Here is a 24,238-nt window from a genome sequence, read left to right on the forward strand (position 1 = left end):
TACTCGAAATAATAAAATTATACAGGAACGAAAAATAATGATTGACATGTAATTAATTTAGTTCTATATTATTAAGTGCTTAATAGTTAACTACTTAAATATTAATTAGTAAAATGTTTAGGAAAGGATGGGGGATAAGTGCGGAATGGCGAAGAGCTTTTTGAAGTTGCAGCAATGTTTGGCACATTTATCAAAAATATCACAAGTGAATTTAACAAAAATAGCAATGATTTAAATATTACTCAATATAAATTACTCTTTCATCTTGATAAAGAAGGAGCTCAAAATGTTTCCGATCTTGCCAAAAGCGTGCACATTACAAATGCTGCGGTAACTAGTATTACAGATCAATTACTTGCCGATGACTATATAACAAAAGTGCGATCTCAATCAGATCGCAGGGTAGTTAATATTACCATTACAGAAAAGGGAAGAAATATAGTAAATAATATGAAAAAAGAGCAGCAGAATAAAATGAAAGAACATTTTCGCAAACTGACAGAAGAAGATATTCAACACTTGAAACGAATCTTTACATTATTAAACGAGAACTTTTAACAATTTCATAAAGAAAAGAGAGAATGCAATGGAACATTTAACACAAAAGAAAAAATTATCAATTATGATTGCCATTATGGCAGCGATGTTTTTTGCAGCGATTAACCAAACAATTGTTAGTACTGCAATGCCAAAAATTATTTCCATTTTAGATGGCATGGACTATTATACATGGACAATAAATATTTACATGCTTACATCTACAATAGCTACTGTCCTAGTTGGAAAGCTGTCTGATATGTATGGACGTAAGCCTTTCTTATTAATCGGAATCTTATTATTTATGGTTGGTGCTTTCTTAACAGGTACTTCCAATGATGTATTCCAATTTATTGCATATCGTGGTATCCAGGGGATTGGTGCTGGTATTATTCAATCTTCTGCCTTTACAGCAGTTGGAGATTTATTTCCGCCACGAGAACGTGGTAAATGGATGGGCTTATTAACAGCCGTATTTGGCTTCTCCAGCGTACTTGGGCCTCTTCTAGGGGGATATTTAGTTGATCATCTAGATTGGCATTGGTTATTCTGGATCTTCTTACCAATCGGTATTATTGCTTTTGGTATGATTACGGTATTATTCCCTAAAGTAGAGGGAACTGGAAAACAAAGTATTGACTATTTAGGATCCTTATTTATGACGGTTGCTATTGTTCCACTATTATTAGCTTTCTCATGGGCAGGAACAGAGTATGCATGGGGTTCTGCACAAATTTTAGGCTTAATTGCTACTAGTATTGTTTTCGCCTTTGTCTTTGTTTTTGTAGAAACGAAAGCGAAGAATCCAATATTACCTTTACATCTTTTTAAAAATAATATCGTGACAGTTTCTAATCTTATTGGTTTTATTATGAACTTTGGAATGATGGGGGCTATGATATATCTATCTTTCTTTGTTCAAGGTGTACTAGGTATTTCACCTACTTACGCTGGTTATGTAACGATGCCAATGTCCATCGTTATGGTTATCTCCAGTACAATTATTGGTCAGTTAATTTCAAAAACTGGGAAATATAAACACTTTGCATTAATTGGAGTACCAACTATGATTGCTGGTATGGCAATTATGATCTTTATGAACAGTGTTCCTATGGCGATTTTAAGTATGATTGTCTTTGGATTAGGTCTTGGTATTGGTATGCCAGTATTTTCAATTGCTACACAAAATGCGGTTTCTCATAAAGAGTTAGGAGTAGTAACGGCTTCTACTCAGTTATTCCGTAACTTAGGTGGTACAATTGGTATCGCCGTGATGGGAACGGTTATGGCTAACAATTTAAAAACAAACTTACAAGACACGATGCAAAATTCGCCTGTGGTGAAGGATTTGGCAACATTGGATCCAAAAGTGACAGAGCAAATCGTTGGTTTTGCCAATCCACAAGCTTTAATGAATAAACCATTACTTGAACAAACAGAAGCAAACCTTCCAGCAGATGTTCAACCGATATTTGCGCAAATGATTCAGGGAATTAGAGATGCGTTAGGTGATACATTATCAACTGTATTCTTAACTGGAACGATCGTATTAGTTGTTGCCTTTTTATTAGTGTTTTTCTTAAAGGAAATTCCACTACGTACATCAAACCAAGCTTCTCCTGAAGGAGAGAAGGAAGAAGATATCGTTCTTGATAGACAAAATTCATAAAGACATACTAAATTGGCTGTTTTCCAAAATTCTGGGAGACAGCCTTCTTATTTTATGTAGAATAATGGGGGAGAAACTATTATTGTGGATATTTTGTTACAATCAGAAGTTTTCTCGCACAACCTTTTTTCTGTTATAATAAAGTATAGTAATTGAATGAAAAAAAGTAGGGATGTTAAATGAAAATTATTTGTTTTGGAGATAGCTTAACAAGAGGTGTCTCATTTGTAAAAGGTAGGGTAAGAATTATCAAAGACAATTATCCCGCTTTTCTTGAAAAATTATTTTCAGTAAATAATCCAGAGGATACAATTGTCTTAAATAAAGGTGTATTTAATGATAATTCTGATTTGTTAATAAAGCGATTGGAAAAGGATGTTCTTTCTGAGAAGCCGAATTATGTCTTGTTAAATGTAGGTGGAAATGATTGCAATTTTAAATGGCAGGAAGTAGCTGAGAATCCTGATAAAAACCATGACCCAATTGTGCCAATTAGTCAATATATCGAAAACATCGGTCAGATGGTAACAAAAATGAAGCAATCAAATATCACGCCGATTTTGTTAACTTTACCACCACTTGATCCTGTTAGATATTATAAATTTATTGCAGATAGATATGGAACCACGATTAGTCATTGGATTAGTTGTTGTGGAGGAATTGAACATTGGCATAGTCTATACAATTTACATTTGAATAAATTAATTGACCAATTAAATCTTCCTAGTATTGATGTTCGCTCAGCGCTTAACAAGGCTGGAGATGTTTCTGATTTTATTAGTGATGATGGAATTCATTTAAATTCAGAAGGCTATAAAAAAATGAGTGCTTTTATTTTTGAGGAAATGCTCCGTTTAACGGGAGGACAAAAAGAACAATTATCTTAATGATCTTTTTGTTATAAAGTACCGGTGCTATTCCTTTCAAAAAAACTAGCTATGGAATATCTTTGGAATATGCTATATCATAAAGGGACAAGCAGTCATCAATACGTCGATTAAGATAGTGGAGGAAATACAGATGAGCACATTATATGAAAAAATAATTGATGTTTTACAACAAAAAGGACCAACAAGCCTTTCCACTATTTATAATGAATTAAATAGTTTTTTAGGAGAGGAAGACACACCTATTTCAATGTCCTCCATAAAGTCTGTCCTTTCTCGGAAAAAAGACTTATTCGAGGTTTATGATGATTTAGTATCAATTCATCCAGATAAAGAAATTACGAAGCTAATTGTGGAATATAAGGTAAATCAAGAGCATTCTTTTAGTATTCATATCGATTTTGATCTTCGAAATTATTTAATTCAAGAATGGAGTCAATTTCCGATTGTCATTCCGCCAGTTTTTAATAAAATGGAGCCAGAAGAATATGATATCTTAAAGATGGACTTATACCGATTGAAAATTTGGAATTGGGAAGATGAGCTACTAGGAATAGATTCTGTTAAATGTACCGCTAGATTGGTTACGGTTAACTCTACCTATACGGTTGATTTAGCAAATTTGCAATCAAAAGAATGGAGACAATTGCAGAAAATTGTAGCGCTATTTACTGATTTAGAATTGTTGCTTAAGTAAGCGAGAAGGCGGAAGCATATCAATGAAAATTGATATGCTTTTTTAGTTTTCATGACGCAGAAAAAATAATTAACGATACATTGTCCATAATCCCATATCCATGAACCCAACATTCTTATAAATTTTACCAGCAGCAGGATTATCATAAAACAAGCAAACATATTGTTTTTCGTCTAATACATCATTAACTAGGGCTGTCATTAGTTTACTTGCTAAACCTTGATTCCGATAATCTTTATGCGTACATACACCGACAATCATAGCTGATTGGGAATTTTCTGCAGTAGTAGAGACCGTTGAAATAATGTCACCTTGATTATTTTCAAGAAAATAAGTTCGACCTGTTTTTGATTCAATTGCTTTTTTTAGCATATTTTTTGTTTCGACTGTTGTGTTAAATTCATCAATAGAATGTTGTAATACAACAATTCTGTCAATATCAGCAATAGTAGCTTTATTAATTGTTTCCGTTATTTGTATTTCTCTTTTTGTTTCGCATTGAGCGAAATAAGTTACTCGTTTCTTCCCTAATGCTAGATTAGGCAGTTTTTCAAATTTCTCAACTAGGTCTGCTTTCCCTGATAACGTTACTGGATTAGTATTTGACTGCATTATCGCTGCAAAAGCCTCTGAATCAAAATGATTTTTGTCTTTGCAGTAAAATATATAGCTTTCAAAATACTTAAGTAGTACAGCTTTTATGTCCCCATCATGAAATTCTCCCCAAAGCTTTTGGAATGGAGAATGATAGCCAAATGCTTCAATATCTCCAATGATAAAAAGGTTAATGGAAGGGTCTTGTAGTAAAAATTTCATCACATTAGCATGATCTTTTTCTGTAAGTTCACGAATCATGTATACAACCTTCTTTCGATTCTTTGAAATAATTAATTGTAAGTTTATCATAATATTGGAAATATAAATAGATTTGAATAAATTTATTGTTGGACACCAATTATAAGTATTTTACTAAGCATCGAGAATGAAAGAGAATATACAGTTTTGCTAAAAGATAAAAGTAGAAACACGAAAACTGGTGTTCATCAAAGGAATGAAAACCACATTTGAAAGTAGAAGCAAGAAAACTGGCGTTCATCAAAGGAATGAAAACCACATTTGAAAGTAGAAGCAAGAAAACTGGCGTTCATCAAAGGAATGAACACCGCATTTGAAAGTAGAAGCAAGAAAACTGGCGTTCATCAAGGGAATGAACACCGCATTTGAAAGTAGAAGCAAGAAAACTGGCGTTCATCAAGGGAATGAAAGCAATATTTAAAAGTCAAAAACATTGAATTTACTTCCCAACCTAATTAAATAAACAATCCAGCTGAATAAAAGCAGCTGGATTGCATTTTAACTATAATAATATGGAACTAAATTTTATTAACTAAGAGAACTAGATAACACATTAAAATAACGTGCATCCGGATGGGCAAATACCATTGCAGAAACAGAGGCTTCTGGTTCCATCATACACTCTTCTGACAAAATTATTCCAATATCTTCAGGTGAAAGTAACCCAAACAGTTTTTTCTGATCTTCTAATTCAGGACAAGCAGGGTACCCAAATGAAAATCTTTGTCCTTGATATTTTGCTGCAAAGCGTTCCTTCATAGTAAAGTTTGTTGGATCAGGGAATCCCCATCTATCTCTAATCTGACGATGAATAAATTCTGCAAGGCCCTCCGCTGTTTCTAATGCAAGTGATTGCAGGGCGTGTGATTCGAGAAATCTTCCATCACGCTTTAATTGTTCTGCTGCTTGTCGGATTCCAGTACCTGCTGTAACTGCAAAAAAAGCAACATAATCCATAACACCACTATCTATAGGTTTTAAATAGTCTGCTAGACAAAGATATGGTTCTCTTTCTTGTCTTGGAAAATCAAAAGTTTCTAGTCGTTTAGAAACATCGTCTGGATCATATATATATATTTTATTGCCATCTGATTGAGCAGGGTAGAAGCGATAAACCGCTTTTGGCAGTATCCAGTTATTTTGTTCTGCTTCTAATAAAAGTTGTTCAATCATATCGTTTAATTGGACCGTTTTTTCATCTTTCTGCTTTAATAAAACGTCAATTTTACCTTTTAACCCCAAATGGTGACCTAATAGCATTTGCTTATTAATATATGGTTTGATATGCCCAATTGTATAATTTGTTACTATATGCTTCTTTGTATCCTGAGGTACAAAGACAGGGGCTTTTGGATCAATTGTTTTTCTTTTAATCCCTGTGATAACGGGTTTTACATAATCTTTTGTCGGCATTGCTAAAAGAGTTTGCTTCTTTTTTTCATGCTCTTGTTTAAGCAAAGAGAATTCTTCTTGATTGGTTAGCTGATTAGCAAGGGATAAACCATTCATGGCATCTTTTGCGTATAATACCAGTCCGTCATATTCTCGTGAGATTTTTGTATCAGTAAATTTTCTCGATAATGCTGCTCCACCAACTAAGATAGGGACGTCGATACCAGCTTGTTTCATATCTGCTGCTGTTAACACCATCTGTTGTGCAGATTTAACAAGGAGGCCTGATAAACCGACAATGTTTGGCTGTTCCTTTTTGATAGCGGAAACTAACTCTGCTGGCGGAACCTTAATTCCTAGATCAATCACTTCATAACCGTTGTTTGAGAGAATGATGTCGACGAGATTTTTGCCAATATCATGAACATCTCCTTTAACGGTTGCTAAGATAACTTTTCCCTTTGTGGATGAAGAAACATTTTTATCCATGTAGCCTTCTAAAAAAGAAACGGCGGTTTTCATTACTTCTGCGCTTTGCAAAACTTCTGCTACGATTAATTGATTATCATTAAATAAACGGCCAACTTCCTTCATTCCATTCATTAACGGACCATTAATAATATCTAGTGGCGCACTGTAAGTGGTGAGCGCGATTGCTAAATCATCAAGTAATCCTTCTTTTGTTCCTTCAACGACATAATAGGCTAATCGTTCATCTAAGGTTAAATTTTCAAGAGAATTTATTTTTTCTTTCTTCTTACCCCGGTAGAAATCCGTAAAAACAGCTAACGTTTCATCTGTTGTTTCAAATAATAGCTTTTCAGCTAATTCAATTTCTTCTTTACTAATAGACGCAAATCTTTCCAGCTTTTCTGTATTAACGATGGCATAGTCTAATCCAGCTTGTGTACAGTGGTAAAGAAAGACACTGTTTAATATTTCACGACCGACAGGAGGGAGACCAAAAGAGACATTACTTATTCCAAGAATGGTCTGAACATCTGGACAAGCTTCCTTAATTTGTTTAATACCTTCCACTGTTGCTAAAGCAGATCCAATGTATTGCTCGTCTCCAGTACCTACAGGGAACACAAGCGGATCAAAAATAATATCTTGACCACTAATCTTATATTTCTTCGTTAATAAATCATAGGATCGTTTTGCGATTTGCAGCTTCTTTTCTGCGGTAACTCCCATACCATCTTCATCAATCGTTCCTACAACAACCGAGGCTCCATATTTGTGGATGAGAGGGGCAATTGCTTGCAACCTTTCTTCGCCATCCTCTAGGTTAATGCTGTTGATGATTGCTTTCCCTTGCGAATAGGAGAGAGCTTTTTCGATTACTTTTTCATCAGTAGAGTCAATGACGAGTGGAACCTTTACTTTTTTCACAACTTCTTTCATAAAATGTTCCATGTCCTGTAGCTCATCTCTGTCAGGATCAGCTAAACATATATCGATAACATGGGCTCCGCCTTTTACTTGGGCTCTTGCAATTTCAGATGCTTCTTCGTATTTTCCTTCTTGTATTAATCGTTTAAATTTCCGAGAACCAATGACATTCGTACGTTCGCCAACCATAATTGGTCTTAATGTAGGATCATCATATATAAAAGGCTCAATTCCTGAAACCATATGATAGGTGGTTTCAGCGACTGTTCGAGGGGCAATTTCCTTCATTTTCTCTGCAATTGCTTGAATATGCTCAGGGGTAGTTCCACAGCAACCACCGACGATATTTAGCCAGCCCTCTTCAGCAAAACCGCTTAATTTATTTGCAAGAGAGGAAGCCGTCTCATGATAATGACCTTCTTCATCAGGTAAGCCAGCGTTTGGATAGCAGCTAACAGCAAACTTAGAGAGGCCTGACAGGGAACGAATATGATCTTGCATAAACTCGGGACCAGTTGCACAGTTTAAACCGATTGCGATAGGATTCATATGTTCAACAGAAATATAAAAGGCTTCAATCGACTGGCCCGCAAGTGTAGTACCCATCGGTTCAATGGTCCCAGAAATCATCAATGGAAGTTCTTTACCTGTCTTTGCAAACGCCTGTTTAATTCCGAGGAAACCCGCCTTTACATTTAACATATCCTGACTAGTTTCGAGAAGAAGGATATCTACACCTCCATCGATTAATCCTATTGCTTGCTCTTCATAAGAAGCAATAAGCTCTTCGAATGTGGCTCCACCAGTGACACTTAATGTTTTCGTTGTCGGACCCATTGCTCCAGCAATGAATCTTGGCCATTCAGGAGTAGAATATTTTCTGACCGCGTCTTTGGCGAGTTTTGCTGCCGTAACATTAAGTTTGTAAGCAAGATGCCCTAGATGGTATTCATCTAGGACAATCTTCGTAGCACCGAATGTATTTGTTTCAATAATATCTGCACCGGCTTTAAGATAGGCTTCATGGATTTTCGTAATAATATCTGGTTTTGTTAGATTAAGATTTTCATTACAACCTTCTAATTCTTCTCCTCCAAAATCGTCTGCTGTTAAATCTTCTCGTTGGAGCATTGTACCCATTGCGCCGTCCATTATTAAGATTTTTTGTTTAAGTTTTTCAGCTAATGAAGTTTGTGGCATTAGTTGTCCTCCTAGTTGCTGCAGTTCGTCTTTTCGTATAGCGCGCCAATTCTACTGAAAGCTCATATCGCAAAAATGGTGTTATTAAGTAGATACCATTGAAGTAGGTGGCTGCAGTATCGATTAGCGACTTTGTAATTTTCAAACCTTCTTGTGTTGCTTGTTCTGGGTTATCTTTTAAATTTGCCATTGTTTGACGAATCGAATCGTCTATCTTTATTCCAGGTACTTCGTTATGGAGAAATTCTGCATTATTGCTGCTTGTTAAAGGCATTAAACCAATATAAATAGGCTTGTCGATATGCTTAGTAGCTTCATATAATTCGATTATTTTTTCTTCTGAATAAATAGGCTGAGTGATAATGTAATCAGCACCACATTCTATTTTTTTCTCTAGTCTTTTAACTGCTTTATCTACTTGCCGAACATTTGGATTAAAGGCTGCAGAGACAGAAAAAGCTGTTTTTTGACCTAGATTTTTTCCAGAAAAGGAGAGTCCTTCATTTAATTGCTTAATCATCGAGATTAAATCAAAAGAAGTCATGTCATAAACAGAAGATGCACCAGGGAAATCTCCAACTCGAGCTGGATCTCCTGTTATTGCTAATACATCTTGGAGTCCCAGTGTGTGCAACCCCATTAAATGAGATTGTAATCCAATCATGTTGCGATCACGACAGGCAATATGAATGAGGGGACGAAGACCGATATTTTGTTTTACTAATGTACCAATAGCTGTATTGGATATACGAGCAGACGCTAAGCTATTGTCTGCAAGTGTAATAGCATCAATGCCTTCTTCTTTTAGTTTTTTTGCGCCTTCAAAGAAGCGTGTTGTGTCTAATTTTCTTGGTGGATCTAATTCTACGATAACAGAAGCTCTTTCTTTAGCAATCTCCTCCAAAGGTGTATATTCCCGAAGGGGAGGAGAGTTAAGAAGAATAGATTCAACTCGTAGTGCATTAGCATTAGATGGAATTGCTTTTTCAGTAATAGGGACAGCATCTTTTAATGCTTCCGCAAAATTTTTAATATGTTCTGGCGTTGTCCCACAGCAACCTCCTAAAAGGCGAACACCTTGCTTTCTAAATTCTTCAGCAGATTTTCGGAAATATTCTGCATTATCTTTATATTCGAATTTTCCGTCAATATAAGTTGGCAAACTAGCATTTGGATAGGCCGATAAATAGGCATGCTTTGGTAATGGTATCTGTTCGAGTGATGCAATCATATGATGGGGACCTAATCTGCAATTTAGGCCAATCACATCTGCTCCCAAATTTTCTAGTCTATCAAACGCAGAAGAAAGGGAGGATTGATTTTGTAAAATGCCTATTTCATGAATCGAAACTTGGGCAATGACTGGAAGATCTGTTTCTTTTTTAGTAATTTGTAGAACCGTTTCTAATTCTTCCAAATCATAAAATGTTTCTAGTAGAATCCCATCGACCCCTTCTAGTAACAAACAGTAAAGCTGTTCACGAAAACTTCTCTTTAGTTCTTCCAAACTAATAGCTTGTGGCTTCATCCCTCTGTTCCCGCCGATTGTTCCTAAAATATTGACCTTATTAGTTGTTGCTGCTTGTTTGGCAATTTTAACGGCAGCACTGTTTATTTCCTTTACGTTATCTTCAAGCCCATATCTTTGTAGTTTTAAATAGTTGGCAGCATATGTATTTGTTTGAATAATATCTGCCCCTGCATGGATATATGCTTGATGAATATGTTGAATTTGTTCATGATGCGAAAGATTTAATGCTTCAAAGCATGTGTCCTTTCCATAGGAGTAGAGGAGGGTACCCATCGCACCGTCGGCTATTAAAATTTCATTTTTTAGTCTATCAAGAAAACTCATCATAATCCTCCATTAAATATAATGTAGCGCTGCCGTCTTTTTTAGGGCTGTATCAAAGTCATTGATTAAATCTTGTGGATTTTCCAATCCAACTGATAGGCGAAGAAGGGAGTCAGTAATCCCTCTTTCTGCTCTTGCAGCAGGGTCCATTGCAGCATGGGACATTTTAGCAGGATACGAAAGGATTGACTCTACAGCACCAAGACTAACTGCAAATACAGGAAGTTTTACATTTTCAACAAATGTGCGCATTGCCTCTTCTGAATGCAATTCAAAGGAAAAAACAGCCCCTGCATTTAACGCTTGTTTTCTTTGAATCGCATATTGAGGATGGTCTTCAAAACCTGGGTAATGAACTTTCTTAATGCATGGATGGTTCTGTAAATGTTCTGCAATGATTTTTGCGCCATCACATGAATGCTTCATGCGTACGTGCAATGTCTTTATTCCTCTTAACAATAACCAACAATCCTGTACGCCAAGAACCGCACCAAAAGAATTTTGTAAATAGCCAATTTGTTTGGCAAGGTCTGCATCTTTAACTACCGCAACTCCAGCAATAACATCACTATGGCCTGATAAGAATTTAGTAGCACTATGTAGGACTACATCTGCACCGAGTGTTAATGGTTTTTGTAAGGCGGGTGTTAAAAAAGTATTGTCTACAAAGGTCCAGGCATTGTATTTTTTGGCGAGTAAGCTTATTGCTTCAATATCGGTTACTTTTAATAATGGGTTAGAAGGGGTTTCAACATAAAATACTTTTGTATTAGGCAAAACAGCCGCTTCTACTTCTGCTAAGTTGGTCATATCTACAAATGTATGGTCAATACCAAAGCGATTTAATACCGTTGTGACCATACGGTACGTTCCTCCATAAACGTCTTCCGAAATAACGACATGGTCTCCTTGTGATAATAATAGGAAAGCAGTAGAGATAGCAGCCATTCCAGAAGAAAAGGCAAAGCCGTGTGTGCCTTCTTCGAGTTCTGCAACGACTTCTTCCACAGCTTCTCTCGTCGGATTTAAGCTTCTGCTATAATCGTATTTTCCAAACGTTTCTATATCCTTTTGATGGAAGGTAGAAGCGTGCTGAATTGGCACGCTAACTGCTCCAGTTTCCGGATCAAATTTATGCTTATTGTGTAGTAATTTTGTTTCAAATGTATATGGTGTGCTCATATTGTTACCTCCTTAGCGATTCCCTTTGCAATGGAAAATGCTTTATCTAAATCTTTAATTAAATCATTTGCATTTTCAATGCCGACAGAAAAACGTAATAAACGGTTATCAACGCCAGTCTCTAATCGAACTTCTAATGGAATGTCGGCATGGGTTTGGGTAGCAGGGTATGTGATAAAACTCTCTACACCACCCAAGCTTTCAGCAAAGGAGATTAACGTTAAATTTTGTAAAAATGGATTTACCCATGATTCATGTTGAATTCTAAAGGAAATCATACCACCGCGACCAGGATAGAGAACATCAACAACAGCATCATGTTCTTTAAGGAAGGAACATAAAATTTTAGCATTTTCCTCATGTTTTTCCATTCTTAATGCTAATGTTTTCATGCCTCTCATTAATAACCAAGAATCGAAGGGACTTAAAACAGCTCCCGCAGAATTATGATGTAAAGCAAGTTCATTACATAATGCTTCTCCTTTAGCAACGATAAGACCGGCAAGAACATCATTATGTCCACCTAAATATTTTGTCGCACTGTGGATAACAATATCAGCCCCTAAGCGAATAGGCTGTTGAATGATTGGAGTATAGAAAGTATTATCTACAATAAGTAGAATACCGTGTTCTTTAGCGATGGAAGCCACTTCTGAAATATCCGTTTGTTCCATTAATGGATTAGTAGGAGTTTCAAGGAAGATTGCTTTTGTATTAGGGGAAATTGCCGCACGTAAAGTATCTGTATCTGAGGTAGTAACGTACGTACATCGAAGACCCCATTTTTTATATCCTTGTTCTAACAAACGATAGGTACCACCATATAAATCCTTTGAAATAATCCATTCATCACCGCTTTGGAAAAGCGAAAGAATTGTTTGGATAGCAGCCATTCCGGAGCTACATGCAAAGCCGCGATCTCCATCTTCTAAATCGGCAATTGCCTTTTCTAAAATTTCTCGAGTGGGATTTCCAGTACGAGTGTAATCATAGCCAGTTGATTCCCCAATTCCAGCATGACGATAAGCAGTTGAGAAATAAACAGGTGGGTTTACTGCTCCAGTTGTTTTTTCACTTCGATTTCCAATTTGTGCTAATTTTGTCTCTAAACTATACATTCTATAACTCTCCTATTCTCATAATGTGAATTTATTTATGTAATCCATACAAATCAAGAAGAGAAGAAAAATGACATGAAAAAAGTCTTCTTCGTTAATAAGAAGAAGACTTTGATTATTTAATGGTCATTCTTCTTATCTTTCAAGCCTTTATGCTTGATGGAATTAGCACCTTTTCAGTATGTAATAGAATACTGAAGGTTGCTGAGGTTTCTTCGGGCCATTCCCTCTACCTCTCTTGATAAGAATTACTTATGTAATTGAATATTAATTTACTATATATTTTACCAGTTGGCAACAATTATTTTGTTATTTCTGAAAAGATTCTATATTCTTCTTATTATAAATAAAAAGAATATACACTTAGATTTCTTCAATAAGTTGATAGACATCGACTTCCAACTCATAATCTGGCTTTGCTTTTGTGTAAATTCTTGCTTTTTTTGTTTTTTCATCTACATTCTGGATAATTATCTTTTCACCTTGATAACTAACATCCACAATATCCGCAGCATTCATAATTTCAATTGCTCTTCCAATATTCAATGTAAGTCCTCCTAAACTAACTAATCCCCATTTTAATCCATTCATTTTAAGTAAATACTCATTCTACTCGATTTTGAATAATAATGAAAAGCAACAATTTAAACAAACCTATCTTAAAAATAATATATTTTTCTTAAACCGAGCTTTTCCATATTAGTCTATAGAGCGAAAGGAGTTCTATCTCTATAATGGGTATATTTCTTAAATTTTATGCCCAATTTTTTCTTCTCATTAAATTTTAATGTTACTTTCATGCTTTTTTAGAATAGGAGGTATACTATTTGTTTTATTCACTTAACCATATTGGAAAACTAATTAAACTTGTTATCTTAACAGGAAAAATAATTGCTTAAAATAGGCTAAGAATTGGGTATTATTAAAAAATATAGTTAATACCACAGCCAAAGTTCAAAATAAAGGAGAGATGAAATATGCATTTTCTTCGCATCGCAATGATTGTATTTAGTTCTATAACTGCTGCATCCTTATTCGGATTTCAATTTGTAGAAATGGCACATGCCATTATGGATTCAATGTTTTCAAAAGAGTAGGAACAAATTTTGTATATCAAGCTTCTAACATGATAAAATAACAATATCTTTAGGCAAGTTAAAGCAGTTTTGTTGAAATTTTTTAAAATTAAATTTCAACATACCGCTTATAACGCTGCCTATGTTTAATAGAGAGCGTGGTATAATGAAAAAAATTTTGATTATTGAAGATGAAAAAAATCTATCGAGATTTATTGAATTAGAATTAACGTATGAAGGATATAAAACAGAAGTTTGTTCAGATGGTAGAAGTGGTTTACAAAAAGCATTAGAGGAAGATTGGGACATCATTTTACTAGATTTAATGCTGCCTGAATTAAATGGAATGGAAGTATGCAGAAGGCTCCGCCAAACAAAAAATACCCCTATATTAATGATAACTGCACGTGATAGTGTTCTAGACAGAGTATCTGGTCTAGATAGTGGAGCTGACGATTATTTAGTTAAGCCTTTTGCAATCGAAGAGCTGCTTGCTAGATTACGTGCTTTATTTCGCCGAATAGATCCACAAATAAATTCTTCCAATCAAACAATGACGAAGCTGACTTATAAGGATATAACACTTGAAGTAGAATCCCATATTGCCAAGAAAGGTGAAGAGATTCTATCTTTAACGAAAAGAGAGTATGATTTACTTTATATGTTTATGACGAATATTAATATTGTCTTATCGAGAGATATCTTATTAGAAAAAATTTGGGGCTATGAATCTGAAGTGGAAACAAATGTGATTGATGTGTATGTCAGGTATCTAAGAAATAAACTTGATCCAACTGGACAAGAAGTATATATCGAAACGGTCAGAGGAATAGGATATGTGATGAGATGAAATTTATAAAAAAAATATCTCTTTTACCTTGGAAGTGGAAGTTAACACTCGGATTATCCTTTTGCATTTTTTTAACTTATTCTATTTTTTCATTTTTTGAATTTCATACGGTTTCTTCTTGGTTATTAAATCAGGAAGAAACCGATGTAAAACAAGCAATGGAGCAGGTAGTCCAGCAATTGAGTGTACAAGATAAAGATTTCACGGATGAAGAGCTTACTGATAATGTTTCTTTATTAGAAAAATTAAATAATAATAATCAGCTTATCCGTGTATTAGATGAGGATGGACATGCCATTCTTTCCGATATGAATGGAGATTTCCCTATTATAGAGCCTAATCAAATGTATAATGATGAGCAATTTCATTATATTTCAATCGGTGACCAGAACTCTTTAGTTTACAGTAAAGAAGTACGAGCTCCAACATTTAACGGAAGAGTCGAGATTATTAGGTCGCTTGAATCTTTGGATAAAGTTCGAGAACATTTACAATTTGCAATGACGATGTTTGCAGTGGCTGCTTTGATAATAAGTGCATTGATTGGTTATTTTATTTCCTATTTATTATTAAAACCTATGAATTCTATGACGAAAACGATGAAAAAAATTAAAAGTAGTGGTTTTAAGGAAAGGATGCCAGTCTATCCGCAAAAAGACGAAATCTCTGATTTAACGATTATTTTTAATGAGATGATGGATGTAATTGAACAATCTTTTCAGCAGCAAAAACAATTTATTGAAGACGCTTCCCATGAGCTGAGAACTCCGGTTTCAGTCCTAGAAGGACATCTATCCATGTTAAATAGATGGGGAAAAAACAACCAAGATATTCTAAATGAGTCATTACAAGCATCTACTGAGGAAGTTGCTAGATTGAAAAAGCTAATTATAAGTTTATTAGATTTATCAAAATTAGAACAAAATAGAGTAGATCCTGACTTAACTCCTGAAAGGGTAAAATGGATTTTGGAACATACTATTCATGATTTTATGATGCTGCATCAGGATTTCAACTTTGAGATGAAGTTAGATTCTTTGCATCTTTATAAAGTGTCTGAACAACATTTACAACAAATTACCACCATTTTACTTGATAATGCAGTTAAATATTCTTTACATGAAAAAAATATTTTTCTTCATACACACGAAACAGACCATCATTTTGTCCTAGAAATAAGTGACCACGGAATCGGAATTCCAAAAGAAGACATCGATAAAGTATTCGATCGTTTTTATCGCGTAGACAAAGCAAGGAGTAGAGAGCAAGGTGGAACAGGTCTTGGCTTAGCAATTGCGAAGAAAATTGTCGGATTATACAAAGGAACGATCGAGATTAATAGTAAGGCTGGACAAGGGACAAAAGTAATTGTTCGTTTTAACCTATAGAAGGAAAAAAGGAAGGTCCACTCTTGAGAAAAACAAGGAGTGAACTTCCTTTTTCCTTTGTCATGTAATGATATTCATTGCATAAGATTAACTAGTAAGATTGTTTTTTTTCTGAAGATAGGGGCGATAAAAAATATTTTTAATTTTTTTACCATAAATATGTGTAAAACTTTTGAAGACGTAATTAAACCATGATAGAATAGAAATGTAAACGTTTTAAAAAGTTTTTTCACTATAAGGTGTATTGTGCAATAACAAAGGGAAGATAAAAATGATATTAAATGTGGTGGAGGGAAATTTTCATGGAGAAGCCATCTGACGGTACAGTCTCATACCAACCAAGGTTCTATGGGCCGAACTTAGGGCTTGTAATGGAGCTTTATGAGCAATATGTTCAAGATCCAAATTCAGTTGATGAAGAAATGAAAAAGCATTTTGATCAATGGGGACCGCCTATTGATAATCAAGAACAAACTAGCACGAATCATTTATCTATACAATCCGAAGTTCAAGTTGAAAAAATTATTGCAGCAGTTACATTAGTGAATAAGATAAGAGCTTATGGGCATTTAGCGGCTGATATCTATCCTTTAAACGATCATAACAGGGAATATGAGTTATTCGAGCTGTCTCGTTTTAACTTAACAAAAGAAGATTTAGAAAAAATACCAGCACCGTTAATTTGTCCAGATGCTCCTAAGCATATAACAAATGGCTTTGAAGCAATCCAGTATTTAAAGGAGATTTATACGAAGACAATCGCATTTGAATATTATCATGTAAATGATATTAAAGAAAAAAATTGGCTACAAGCAAAAGTCGAATCAGGAAGCTTAAAACCAGCTTGCCATAAAGAATTAAAGAAAAAACTCTTAAAAAGAGTGATAGAAGTAGAAGAATTTGAAAGTTTTTTACATAGAACGTATGTAGGGCAAAAGAGATTCTCGATTGAAGGTCTCGATACAATGGTACCGATGATAGATGAAATTATTTCGGAAACGGTCTTAAAAGGTGCCCAAAATATTAATATTGGAATGGCACATAGAGGGAGATTAAATGTTTTAGCACATGTTTTAGAAAAGCCATATGAAATGATATTTGCTGAATTTCAGCACGCTCCTAATAAGCAGTTAGTTCCTTCTGAAGGGTCAATTGGTATTAGCTTTGGATGGACAGGAGACGTGAAGTATCATTTAGGTCTCGATAGACAGCTTAAATCCAATAATGTATCAAATGTACGCTTAACGCTTGCAAATAACCCAAGTCATCTTGAATTCGTTGGTGCAGTAGTAGAAGGCTTTACTCGTGCTTCTCAAGATGATCGAACGAAACCTGGATTTCCAGAAGAGGATTCAAATAAGTCTCTTGCAATTTTGATACATGGGGATGCTGCTTTTCCAGGGCAAGGTATCGTATCCGAGACATTAAACTTAACTGGATTAAAAGGGTATCGAACTGGTGGAACCATTCATATTATTGCTAATAACACAATTGGATTTACAACGGAATCTAGTGATTCTAGATCTACTAGATATGCAAGTGATTTAGCAAAAGGATTTGAAATTCCAATTATTCATGTCAATGCAGATGATCCGGAAGCTTGTATTAAAGCTGCAAAACTAGCATGTGAATACAGAGCAACTTTTAAAAAGGACTTTTTAATCGATTTAATTGGATATAGAAGGTATGGACATAACGAAATGGATGAGCCGATGACGACCAATCCATTAATGTACAAGTTGATCCACAATCACCCAACTATTACAAAGTTATATGGGGATAAACTAGTAACGGAAAATGTAGTAAAAGAAGACGAAGTAAAGGCAATAAAAGAAGAAGTTACTCAGAAGCTGAAAGAAGCACATGATAGAGTACCAAAGAAAAATGAAGATCCAATTATAACAAATCCACCTAATTCTGTGGAAAGACAATTGCCAAAAATAAATACAGCAGTACCAATTGAACAATTGAAACAAATTAATGAAGAGTTGCTTTCCTATCCACCTCAATTTCAAATTTTTGATAAATTAGGAAAAGTTTTAAAGAGAAGAAATGACGCTTTAGAGGGAGAGGGGAAAATTGACTGGTCATTAGCCGAGACACTAGCTTATGCTACTATCTTAGTGGATGGTACCCCAATTCGCCTTTCAGGTCAGGATTCAGAGCGTGGGACGTTTGCCCATCGCAATATTATCCTACATGACTATGTGACAGGAAATCAGTATTCTCCATTGCACACGTTATCTACAGCAAAAGCATCATTCGCTGTTCATAACAGTCCATTGTCAGAAGGTTCAGTATTAGGATTTGAGTACGGTTACAATGTGCATGCACCAGAAACGCTTGTGTTATGGGAAGCACAATTTGGCGATTTTGCTAACGCTGCACAAGTCATGTTTGACCAATTTATTGCAGCTGGGCGAGCAAAATGGGGTCAAAAATCTGGGCTAGTTATGCTCCTTCCACATGGTTACGAAGGTCAGGGGCCAGAGCATTCAAGTGCAAGATTAGAGCGATTCTTAATTTTAGCAGCTGAAAATAACTGGACTGTCGCAAATTTATCATCATCTGCTCAATACTTTCATATTTTAAGAAGACAGGCAGCGATTCTTAATAAAGAAGAAGTACGACCATTAGTGATTATGACACCAAAGAGCTTGCTGCGTAATGCCGATGTTGCATCCAACGGTTTAGAATTCAGCGAAGGTGCTTTCCATTCTATTTTGGAAGTTGATAAAGCGGAGCAAAAACAAGAGAAAGTGACACGTTTAGTTCTTTCAACAGGTAAAATATCGATTGATTTATATCAAGCATACCATAAGCTTGAAAATACTGAGGCAATCCATCTTGCAAGAGTAGAAGAAATTTATCCGTTCCCAGAAGAAAGGCTTATGGAAATTGTTAAACGCTATCCAAATTTAAAAGAAATAGTTTGGGTTCAAGAAGAACCAAAAAATATGGGTGCGTGGAGTTTTATTGAACCTAGAATTAGAAAACTTATTTCAAGTTCTATTTCCTTGCAGTATGTTGGCAGAAGAAGAAGGTCTAGTCCTGCTGAAGGGGATCCAATAGTTCATCGAAAAGATCAAGCAAGAATCGTAAATGAAGCATTGACAATGGAATGAATTGAGGGGGAAGTTTAAAATGGCAGAGATAAAAGTACCAGAATTAGCTGAATCTATCACCGAAGGAACCGTAGCACAATGGTTAAAGAAAACAGGGGAGTATGTGGAAAAAGGCGATTATATCGTTGAACTTGAAACAGATAAAGTAAATGTAGAAATTATTTCAGAAGAAAGTGGGATTATTCAAGAATTAAAAGCAAATGAAGGGGATACAGTCCAAGTTGGTGAAACAATTGCGATTGTCAACGCACAGGGAGTTGCTAAAGAACCTAAGGCTGTCGAAAAAACACCTGAAGCAGAGGTAAAGGCAGAGGCTCCGAAAACCGAACTGCAAACAGAAGCAGATACAACAATTAATAAACAAATTCCGATTGCTTCCCCAGCTGCTCGCAAATTGGCTCGGGAACGTGGGATTGATTTAACAGCTATCCAGACAAATGATCCATTAGGAAGAATAAGAGCACAGGATGTTGCAGCATTCGATCAAAAGTCAGCTGCAGCTGCACCGACACAGCCTGCTCAAGCACCAAAAACTGAAAAATCAGCTCCTTCTGTTGAAACAGATAGTCGTGTTGAGAGAGTGAGAATGACAAGAAGAAGACAAACGATTGCTAATCGACTATTAGAGGTAAAGCAAAATACAGCAATGCTTACTACTTTTAACGAAGTAGATATGACAAATGTTATGGCCCTTAGAAATCGCAGAAAAGATGCATTCCAAAAAGAAAATGATGTGAAGCTTGGATTTATGTCTTTCTTTACGAAAGCTGTCGTTGCAGCTCTAAAGAAAGCACCATTATTAAATGCAGAGATACAAGGTGATCAAATTGTCTTAAAAAAATACTATGACATTGGTATTGCAGTATCAACAGATGAAGGACTTGTGGTGCCAGTCTTAAGAGATGCAGATCGAAAGAACTTTGCAGAAATTGAAGGGGAAATTTTAGAATTTGCTAGTAAAGCAAGAAACAATAAACTTTCCTTAAGTGAGTTACAAGGTGGTACATTTACCATTACTAATGGTGGTGTGTTCGGATCCTTGTTATCCACGCCGATCCTTAATGGACCACAGGTTGGTATTCTAGGAATGCATAAGATTCAGTTACGACCAGTTGCGATAGACGCCGAAAGAATGGAAAATAGACCAATGATGTATCTTGCTCTGTCCTATGACCATCGTATTATTGATGGAAAAGAAGCAGTTACATTCTTAGCAAGAATTAAGGACCTATTAGAAGATCCAGAATCATTATTGTTTGAAGCTTAATAAATTGTTTAACATATAGATACAGAGTGTTTCTGAAATTAGAAACACTCTGTATTATTTTCTTTCCCACTCTTAACCGGTAGTTGGCTCTACACTGATGGTTAGTTTTCTTTATAATAGAATAATGTTTTTGGACCGTCTCTTAATAAAAATGCATTATTTAAATAGGAGGAAAGTAAGGAATGAAAAAAACAGTACTTGTTTTTGTATATGGATCCTTGCTGAAGGATGAAGTAAATCATTATATGATGAAGAACTATCCTTGTCTTGCTGAAAATGTGTGGATATATGGCAGATTATTTGATGCAAGGTTAGAATATCCTTTTCTGATAATCGATGACCATAAAAAAGTGTTAGGTGAGCTTTATGAAGTCCCAGTAATAGATGTACCTATTTTAGATGAATTTGAAGATTACAATCCTATTGGAACAGATAATTTATATGAGCGAAAGGTAGTTACCGTACATAAAGAGGATAAAACTTGGGAGGCATTTGTTTATGTCTGTAATCAAGAAGAAATGCTTGTAAACGAAATTATGGAGGATAGTTGGAGAGCTTTTCGAAATAAACCTATATCCCATTCTTAACGAGCAGTAAGAACCCCACTATAAGCTTGCGGAAAATCGAAGAAGCTAGATGGGGGATGAGAAAAACTCCATTGTAAGAAGTTTTCTTTATAATAAATGTTACCAATATAGTTTTTTGGTTTAATGGACCGTTTTTTTGTGGTATAGAATAATATCGACATCATGGAAAGAAGGTCATAATATGTTTATTCAAGAACATAATAATTTATATGCTATCAAGTATAATCATACATCCTATTATGCTATGGATTTCAAACGCTTAGATTGGATTAATGGCTTGTGTTATATGACTTTTTACCAAGCAGATACAGGCAAATGGTTTACTTTTGAAAGAAATAAGATGAAATGGATGACAAAGGAAAAACAGAATTTGGTTTCATAATGAGAACTTGTTGCGCTATGTATCGTTTTCCCTTTATACTAGGATAGTACTAGAATGAAGGGAGCTAAACAAATGATACATCAAAATTGGGAAAGTAAATCATCCATCAAAAAAGTAAAATGTATACATACCGATGCAAGTAAATACATTGTTAATAGAGTATTAACAGTAGGAAAAGAATACGAAGTAAAAAACGAAACAGAGGAATTTTACTTTGTTGTGGACAACACTGGAAAAGTCGGCGGTTTTTACAAAGATTACTTTCAAAGCATATAAAAGTTTAAGATGTCTTTAATGACAAAAGCGTTGTGCAAACGTCCGAGTGGTTCAACTAACCATCAGTGGGGGAGGAAGGAAAATCCCCACTGATGGAAGTTTCCTTTTATCCTATTGGGAAATATCGACAGAAAAGTAAATTCTAATCCTTCGTATATACTAGGTCTTTTTAGTTTTTTTACTCTTCTGGTTTTTTATGGAGGCTAATGTTGATTGTTTCGGTATTTCAATCCATCTGTTTTTTGAAATCTCAATTTGTTGAGAAGTATAGATTCCTGTGTGCCCAGAAAATAGGTAACTAATAATACAAACGATAAAGAAGTAAATACTTGCTTCTAAACCAAATAATTCAATTCCCATAATAAAGCATGCGATTGGTGTATTTGTTGCGCCACAAAATACCCCAATAAATCCTAGTGCAGCCAAAAATGGAGCTGAGACATATAAAATATCTCCTAAAACACTTCCTAATGTTGAACCTACAACAAATAATGGAGTAACTTCTCCACCTTGAAAACCCGCCCCTAGTGTTAAAGCTGTGAAAATTAATTTTATTAAAAAAGTGAAGAAAGATACTGTTCCTTCAAATGCTTGATCAATTAAAGGAATACCAAGCCCTAAGTACTTTCTTGTTCCCACGATAAAAACAAGAATCACCACAACAACTCCACCAAAAAAACTTTTAATTACTGGATTTGGAAATATTTTTGTATAAGTCTTCTTTAGCCAGTGAGTTAATTCACTGAATAATGTACTTGTTAAACCAAAAAGGACGGAAGCTATCACAATTTTTAGAATCAACAGCCATGATAATTCTGGAATACTACCGATATTATAATGGTGATGATGTATACCCCAGGCACTAGTTACGATATCTCCTACAAAAGCTGCTACAAAACTGGGGAAGATTGCTTCATGTCTAATAAGACCAATTGCCAATACTTCTAGCCCAAATACTGTACCTGCAAGTGGGGTGCCAAATACAGAGCCAAACCCGCTACTAATTCCACAAATCATGATAATTTTCCGGTCCATTTCATCTAATTTAAATATTTTTCCTACTAACTCAGAAAAAGCACCACCCATTTGTACGGCAGTCCCTTCACGTCCGGCTGATCCACCGAATAAATGAGTTATTAATGTACCAAAAAGGACTAAAGGTGCCATCCGAAAGGATACACTTTCCTTTGCACCATGTGCTTGTTCAATAATCAAGTTATTTCCTTTCGAGGAATTTTGACCGAACTTCCAATATAGAAAACTGACGAGGGCTCCTCCAACTGGTAATAAAAATAACAACCATGAATTAAATTGCTGCGTTTTTGTTGCCCAGTCTAAACTTGCTAAAAAAAATGCAGAAGCTGAACCAGCTAAAAGTCCTACGCTTCCACCTAAAATGATCCATTTTACGATATAAAATAGTAGACCAATTTGCATTTTTTGAGAAGAAATAGTTACAATACTTTGTTTTAACTTATTCAATTCTCTCTCTCCTTTTTACGTTAGTATGGTACATTTAATAAAAAAAAATAAACTCCTACTAGGGAAAGAACCATTTCAGGTTACATCTCTAGTAGGAGTCATCAGCTCTAACGCGTTTAAGGTGAACTCCATCACCTTTTAAATTAATGTACAATTAATTATACAATATGCCAGTATTTAGGTAAATAAGAATAATGCCCTAAAGCTTTTAAAGTGAACTATTATTTCTCTGTAACTACTTTAGCAGTATTAGTTTGAGGGGGATATAACTTTCTTCCTAATAGAGATTGGAAAATAAGGAATATACCACCAACCGTCCAATAAAGCGGTAATGCTGCTGGGGCATTTAAAGACACCATTACGATCATAATAGGCGAAATCAATCCCATGATACGCATTTGTTTTTGTTGCTCTTGGGTCATCGTGCTTTGTGATACTCTAAACTGCAGGTAATAAACAATACCAGCTAACGCTGTTAAAATAAGGTCAGATTGACCTAAATTAAACCATAAGAATGAATGGGTTGCTATTTCTTGAGAACCACGAATAGCATAATAGAAGCCCATTAAAATTGGCATTTGTATTAGCATAGGCAAGCAACCGATATTCAAAGGATTAATATTATTTTTTTTATATAAATCCATCATTTCCATTTGCAGTTTTTGCTGTTCTTTTTGATCTTTTGTGGTTTTGATTTTTTTCTGAATTGCTTCCATTTCAGGTTTAATTGAATCCATTTTTACTTTCATCAGCTGTTGGTTTTTATATTGTTTAAGCATTAAAGGCATTAGGACCAAACGAATAACTAATGTAATCAATATAATCGCAAGACCGTAGCTGCCTACAAAGACATCTGCTGTTCCATGAATAATTGCAATGAAAGGCTCAACAAATATTTTATGGAAAAACCCATCATTATTTCCTGCTGTGGATGAAGAACAGGCACTTAATAAAACAGTAGATAAACCTAATAGCATAATTAATAAAGTATTTTTAGATAATTTTTTCAACGTAATTC

19 protein-coding genes and 2 riboswitches are annotated in these 24,238 nt (G+C 35.0%); of the genes, 11 read left to right on the forward strand and 8 right to left on the reverse strand.

Features of this window, described 5'->3' with window-relative positions:
- Window positions 1–138 precede the first annotated feature (138 nt).
- The 4 genes from HHU08_RS12185 to HHU08_RS12200 all read left to right on the forward strand — a co-directional run bounded on the left by HHU08_RS12185 (window position 139) and on the right by HHU08_RS12200 (window position 3,790).
- On the forward strand, window positions 139–558 hold the full coding sequence (locus HHU08_RS12185) for a MarR family winged helix-turn-helix transcriptional regulator (RefSeq protein WP_016203756.1): 420 nt from the start codon (window positions 139–141) through the stop codon (window positions 556–558).
- 28 nt (window positions 559–586) lie between these two features.
- Window positions 587–2,206 (forward strand): MDR family MFS transporter, encoded by a 1,620-nt coding sequence (locus HHU08_RS12190; RefSeq protein ID WP_169188566.1) that lies wholly within the window; start codon window positions 587–589, stop codon window positions 2,204–2,206.
- A gap of 179 nt (window positions 2,207–2,385) precedes the next feature.
- Complete coding sequence (locus HHU08_RS12195) at window positions 2,386–3,093, forward strand: SGNH/GDSL hydrolase family protein (RefSeq protein ID WP_016203758.1); 708 nt, start codon at window positions 2,386–2,388, stop codon at window positions 3,091–3,093.
- A 133-nt stretch (window positions 3,094–3,226) separates the two neighbouring features.
- Complete coding sequence (locus HHU08_RS12200; protein WP_016203759.1) at window positions 3,227–3,790, forward strand: hypothetical protein; 564 nt, start codon at window positions 3,227–3,229, stop codon at window positions 3,788–3,790.
- Between the two features lie 69 nt (window positions 3,791–3,859).
- Here HHU08_RS12200 and HHU08_RS12205 read toward each other — a convergent pair whose 3' ends face one another.
- The 6 genes from HHU08_RS12205 to HHU08_RS12230 all read right to left on the reverse strand — a co-directional run bounded on the left by HHU08_RS12205 (window position 3,860) and on the right by HHU08_RS12230 (window position 13,333).
- On the reverse strand, window positions 3,860–4,645 hold the full coding sequence (locus HHU08_RS12205) for a GNAT family N-acetyltransferase (protein WP_016203760.1): 786 nt from the start codon (window positions 4,643–4,645) through the stop codon (window positions 3,860–3,862).
- A 528-nt stretch (window positions 4,646–5,173) separates the two neighbouring features.
- The gene (gene metH / locus HHU08_RS12210) at window positions 5,174–8,632 is read right to left on the reverse strand and encodes a methionine synthase (RefSeq protein ID WP_169188567.1); all 3,459 of its coding nucleotides are present in this window, start codon (window positions 8,630–8,632) and stop codon (window positions 5,174–5,176) included.
- The gene (locus HHU08_RS12215; RefSeq protein WP_169189673.1) at window positions 8,610–10,487 is read right to left on the reverse strand and encodes a bifunctional homocysteine S-methyltransferase/methylenetetrahydrofolate reductase; all 1,878 of its coding nucleotides are present in this window, start codon (window positions 10,485–10,487) and stop codon (window positions 8,610–8,612) included. Before HHU08_RS12215 ends, metH begins: the two co-directional genes overlap by 23 nt.
- 12 nt (window positions 10,488–10,499) lie before the next feature.
- The gene (metC, locus tag HHU08_RS12220; protein WP_016203764.1) at window positions 10,500–11,669 is read right to left on the reverse strand and encodes a cystathionine beta-lyase; all 1,170 of its coding nucleotides are present in this window, start codon (window positions 11,667–11,669) and stop codon (window positions 10,500–10,502) included.
- Window positions 11,666–12,787 carry a methionine biosynthesis PLP-dependent protein gene (locus HHU08_RS12225; RefSeq protein ID WP_016203765.1) on the reverse strand — a complete coding sequence of 374 codons (1,122 nt, stop codon included), beginning with the start codon at window positions 12,785–12,787 and terminating at the stop codon, window positions 11,666–11,668. The genes metC and HHU08_RS12225 overlap by 4 nt, the downstream gene beginning before the upstream one ends.
- A gap of 132 nt (window positions 12,788–12,919) precedes the next feature.
- Window positions 12,920–13,035: riboswitch (SAM riboswitch) on the reverse strand.
- A 115-nt stretch (window positions 13,036–13,150) separates the two neighbouring features.
- A complete protein-coding gene (locus HHU08_RS12230; RefSeq protein ID WP_040343659.1) occupies window positions 13,151–13,333 on the reverse strand; it encodes an H-type small acid-soluble spore protein in 183 nt (60 codons plus the stop codon).
- A gap of 696 nt (window positions 13,334–14,029) precedes the next feature.
- Here HHU08_RS12230 and HHU08_RS12235 point away from each other — a divergent pair.
- From HHU08_RS12235 to HHU08_RS12265, 7 genes are all read left to right on the forward strand, one after another.
- Complete coding sequence (locus HHU08_RS12235) at window positions 14,030–14,713, forward strand: response regulator transcription factor (protein WP_169188568.1); 684 nt, start codon at window positions 14,030–14,032, stop codon at window positions 14,711–14,713.
- On the forward strand, window positions 14,710–16,101 hold the full coding sequence (locus HHU08_RS12240; protein ID WP_169188569.1) for a HAMP domain-containing sensor histidine kinase: 1,392 nt from the start codon (window positions 14,710–14,712) through the stop codon (window positions 16,099–16,101). Before HHU08_RS12235 ends, HHU08_RS12240 begins: the two co-directional genes overlap by 4 nt.
- A 302-nt stretch (window positions 16,102–16,403) precedes the next feature.
- On the forward strand, window positions 16,404–19,226 hold the full coding sequence (locus tag HHU08_RS12245; RefSeq protein ID WP_169188570.1) for a 2-oxoglutarate dehydrogenase E1 component: 2,823 nt from the start codon (window positions 16,404–16,406) through the stop codon (window positions 19,224–19,226).
- 19 nt (window positions 19,227–19,245) lie between these two features.
- Complete coding sequence (gene odhB / locus HHU08_RS12250; RefSeq protein WP_169188571.1) at window positions 19,246–20,493, forward strand: 2-oxoglutarate dehydrogenase complex dihydrolipoyllysine-residue succinyltransferase; 1,248 nt, start codon at window positions 19,246–19,248, stop codon at window positions 20,491–20,493.
- A gap of 182 nt (window positions 20,494–20,675) precedes the next feature.
- The gene (locus HHU08_RS12255) at window positions 20,676–21,080 is read left to right on the forward strand and encodes a gamma-glutamylcyclotransferase family protein (protein ID WP_016203773.1); all 405 of its coding nucleotides are present in this window, start codon (window positions 20,676–20,678) and stop codon (window positions 21,078–21,080) included.
- A gap of 181 nt (window positions 21,081–21,261) precedes the next feature.
- Window positions 21,262–21,462 (forward strand): hypothetical protein, encoded by a 201-nt coding sequence (locus HHU08_RS12260; protein WP_016203774.1) that lies wholly within the window; start codon window positions 21,262–21,264, stop codon window positions 21,460–21,462.
- Between the two features lie 72 nt (window positions 21,463–21,534).
- Window positions 21,535–21,738 carry a DUF6501 family protein gene (locus tag HHU08_RS12265; RefSeq protein ID WP_169188572.1) on the forward strand — a complete coding sequence of 68 codons (204 nt, stop codon included), beginning with the start codon at window positions 21,535–21,537 and terminating at the stop codon, window positions 21,736–21,738.
- 159 nt (window positions 21,739–21,897) lie between these two features.
- Here HHU08_RS12265 and HHU08_RS12270 read toward each other — a convergent pair whose 3' ends face one another.
- Window positions 21,898–23,175 (reverse strand): voltage-gated chloride channel family protein, encoded by a 1,278-nt coding sequence (locus HHU08_RS12270; RefSeq protein WP_169189674.1) that lies wholly within the window; start codon window positions 23,173–23,175, stop codon window positions 21,898–21,900.
- Window positions 23,176–23,305: 130 nt separating this feature from the next.
- A riboswitch (Fluoride riboswitch) is annotated at window positions 23,306–23,365 on the reverse strand.
- A 76-nt stretch (window positions 23,366–23,441) separates the two neighbouring features.
- Entirely contained in the window at window positions 23,442–24,230 is a 789-nt protein-coding gene (gene yidC, locus HHU08_RS12275) for a membrane protein insertase YidC (RefSeq protein WP_169188573.1), read from the reverse strand.
- Window positions 24,231–24,238: the final 8 nt, after the last annotated feature.

This window comes from Niallia alba, assembly GCF_012933555.1.
GTDB lineage: Bacteria > Bacillota > Bacilli > Bacillales > Cytobacillaceae > Niallia > Niallia alba.

Coding starts and splice junctions, on each gene's coding strand:
- metH (WP_169188567.1), bottom strand. CDS start 8,632: ATGCCACAAACTTCATTAGCTGAAAAACTTAAACAAAAAATCTTAATA.
- odhB (WP_169188571.1), top strand. CDS start 19,246: ATGGCAGAGATAAAAGTACCAGAATTAGCTGAATCTATCACCGAAGGA.
- HHU08_RS12195 (WP_016203758.1), top strand. CDS start 2,386: ATGAAAATTATTTGTTTTGGAGATAGCTTAACAAGAGGTGTCTCATTT.
- HHU08_RS12260 (WP_016203774.1), top strand. CDS start 21,262: ATGTTTATTCAAGAACATAATAATTTATATGCTATCAAGTATAATCAT.
- HHU08_RS12240 (WP_169188569.1), top strand. CDS start 14,710: ATGAAATTTATAAAAAAAATATCTCTTTTACCTTGGAAGTGGAAGTTA.
- metC (WP_016203764.1), bottom strand. CDS start 11,669: ATGAGCACACCATATACATTTGAAACAAAATTACTACACAATAAGCAT.
- HHU08_RS12205 (WP_016203760.1), bottom strand. CDS start 4,645: ATGATTCGTGAACTTACAGAAAAAGATCATGCTAATGTGATGAAATTT.
- HHU08_RS12270 (WP_169189674.1), bottom strand. CDS start 23,175: ATGCAAATTGGTCTACTATTTTATATCGTAAAATGGATCATTTTAGGT.
- HHU08_RS12265 (WP_169188572.1), top strand. CDS start 21,535: ATGATACATCAAAATTGGGAAAGTAAATCATCCATCAAAAAAGTAAAA.
- HHU08_RS12245 (WP_169188570.1), top strand. CDS start 16,404: ATGGAGAAGCCATCTGACGGTACAGTCTCATACCAACCAAGGTTCTAT.
- HHU08_RS12235 (WP_169188568.1), top strand. CDS start 14,030: ATGAAAAAAATTTTGATTATTGAAGATGAAAAAAATCTATCGAGATTT.
- HHU08_RS12215 (WP_169189673.1), bottom strand. CDS start 10,487: ATGAGTTTTCTTGATAGACTAAAAAATGAAATTTTAATAGCCGACGGT.
- HHU08_RS12225 (WP_016203765.1), bottom strand. CDS start 12,787: ATGTATAGTTTAGAGACAAAATTAGCACAAATTGGAAATCGAAGTGAA.
- HHU08_RS12255 (WP_016203773.1), top strand. CDS start 20,676: ATGAAAAAAACAGTACTTGTTTTTGTATATGGATCCTTGCTGAAGGAT.
- HHU08_RS12200 (WP_016203759.1), top strand. CDS start 3,227: ATGAGCACATTATATGAAAAAATAATTGATGTTTTACAACAAAAAGGA.
- HHU08_RS12190 (WP_169188566.1), top strand. CDS start 587: ATGGAACATTTAACACAAAAGAAAAAATTATCAATTATGATTGCCATT.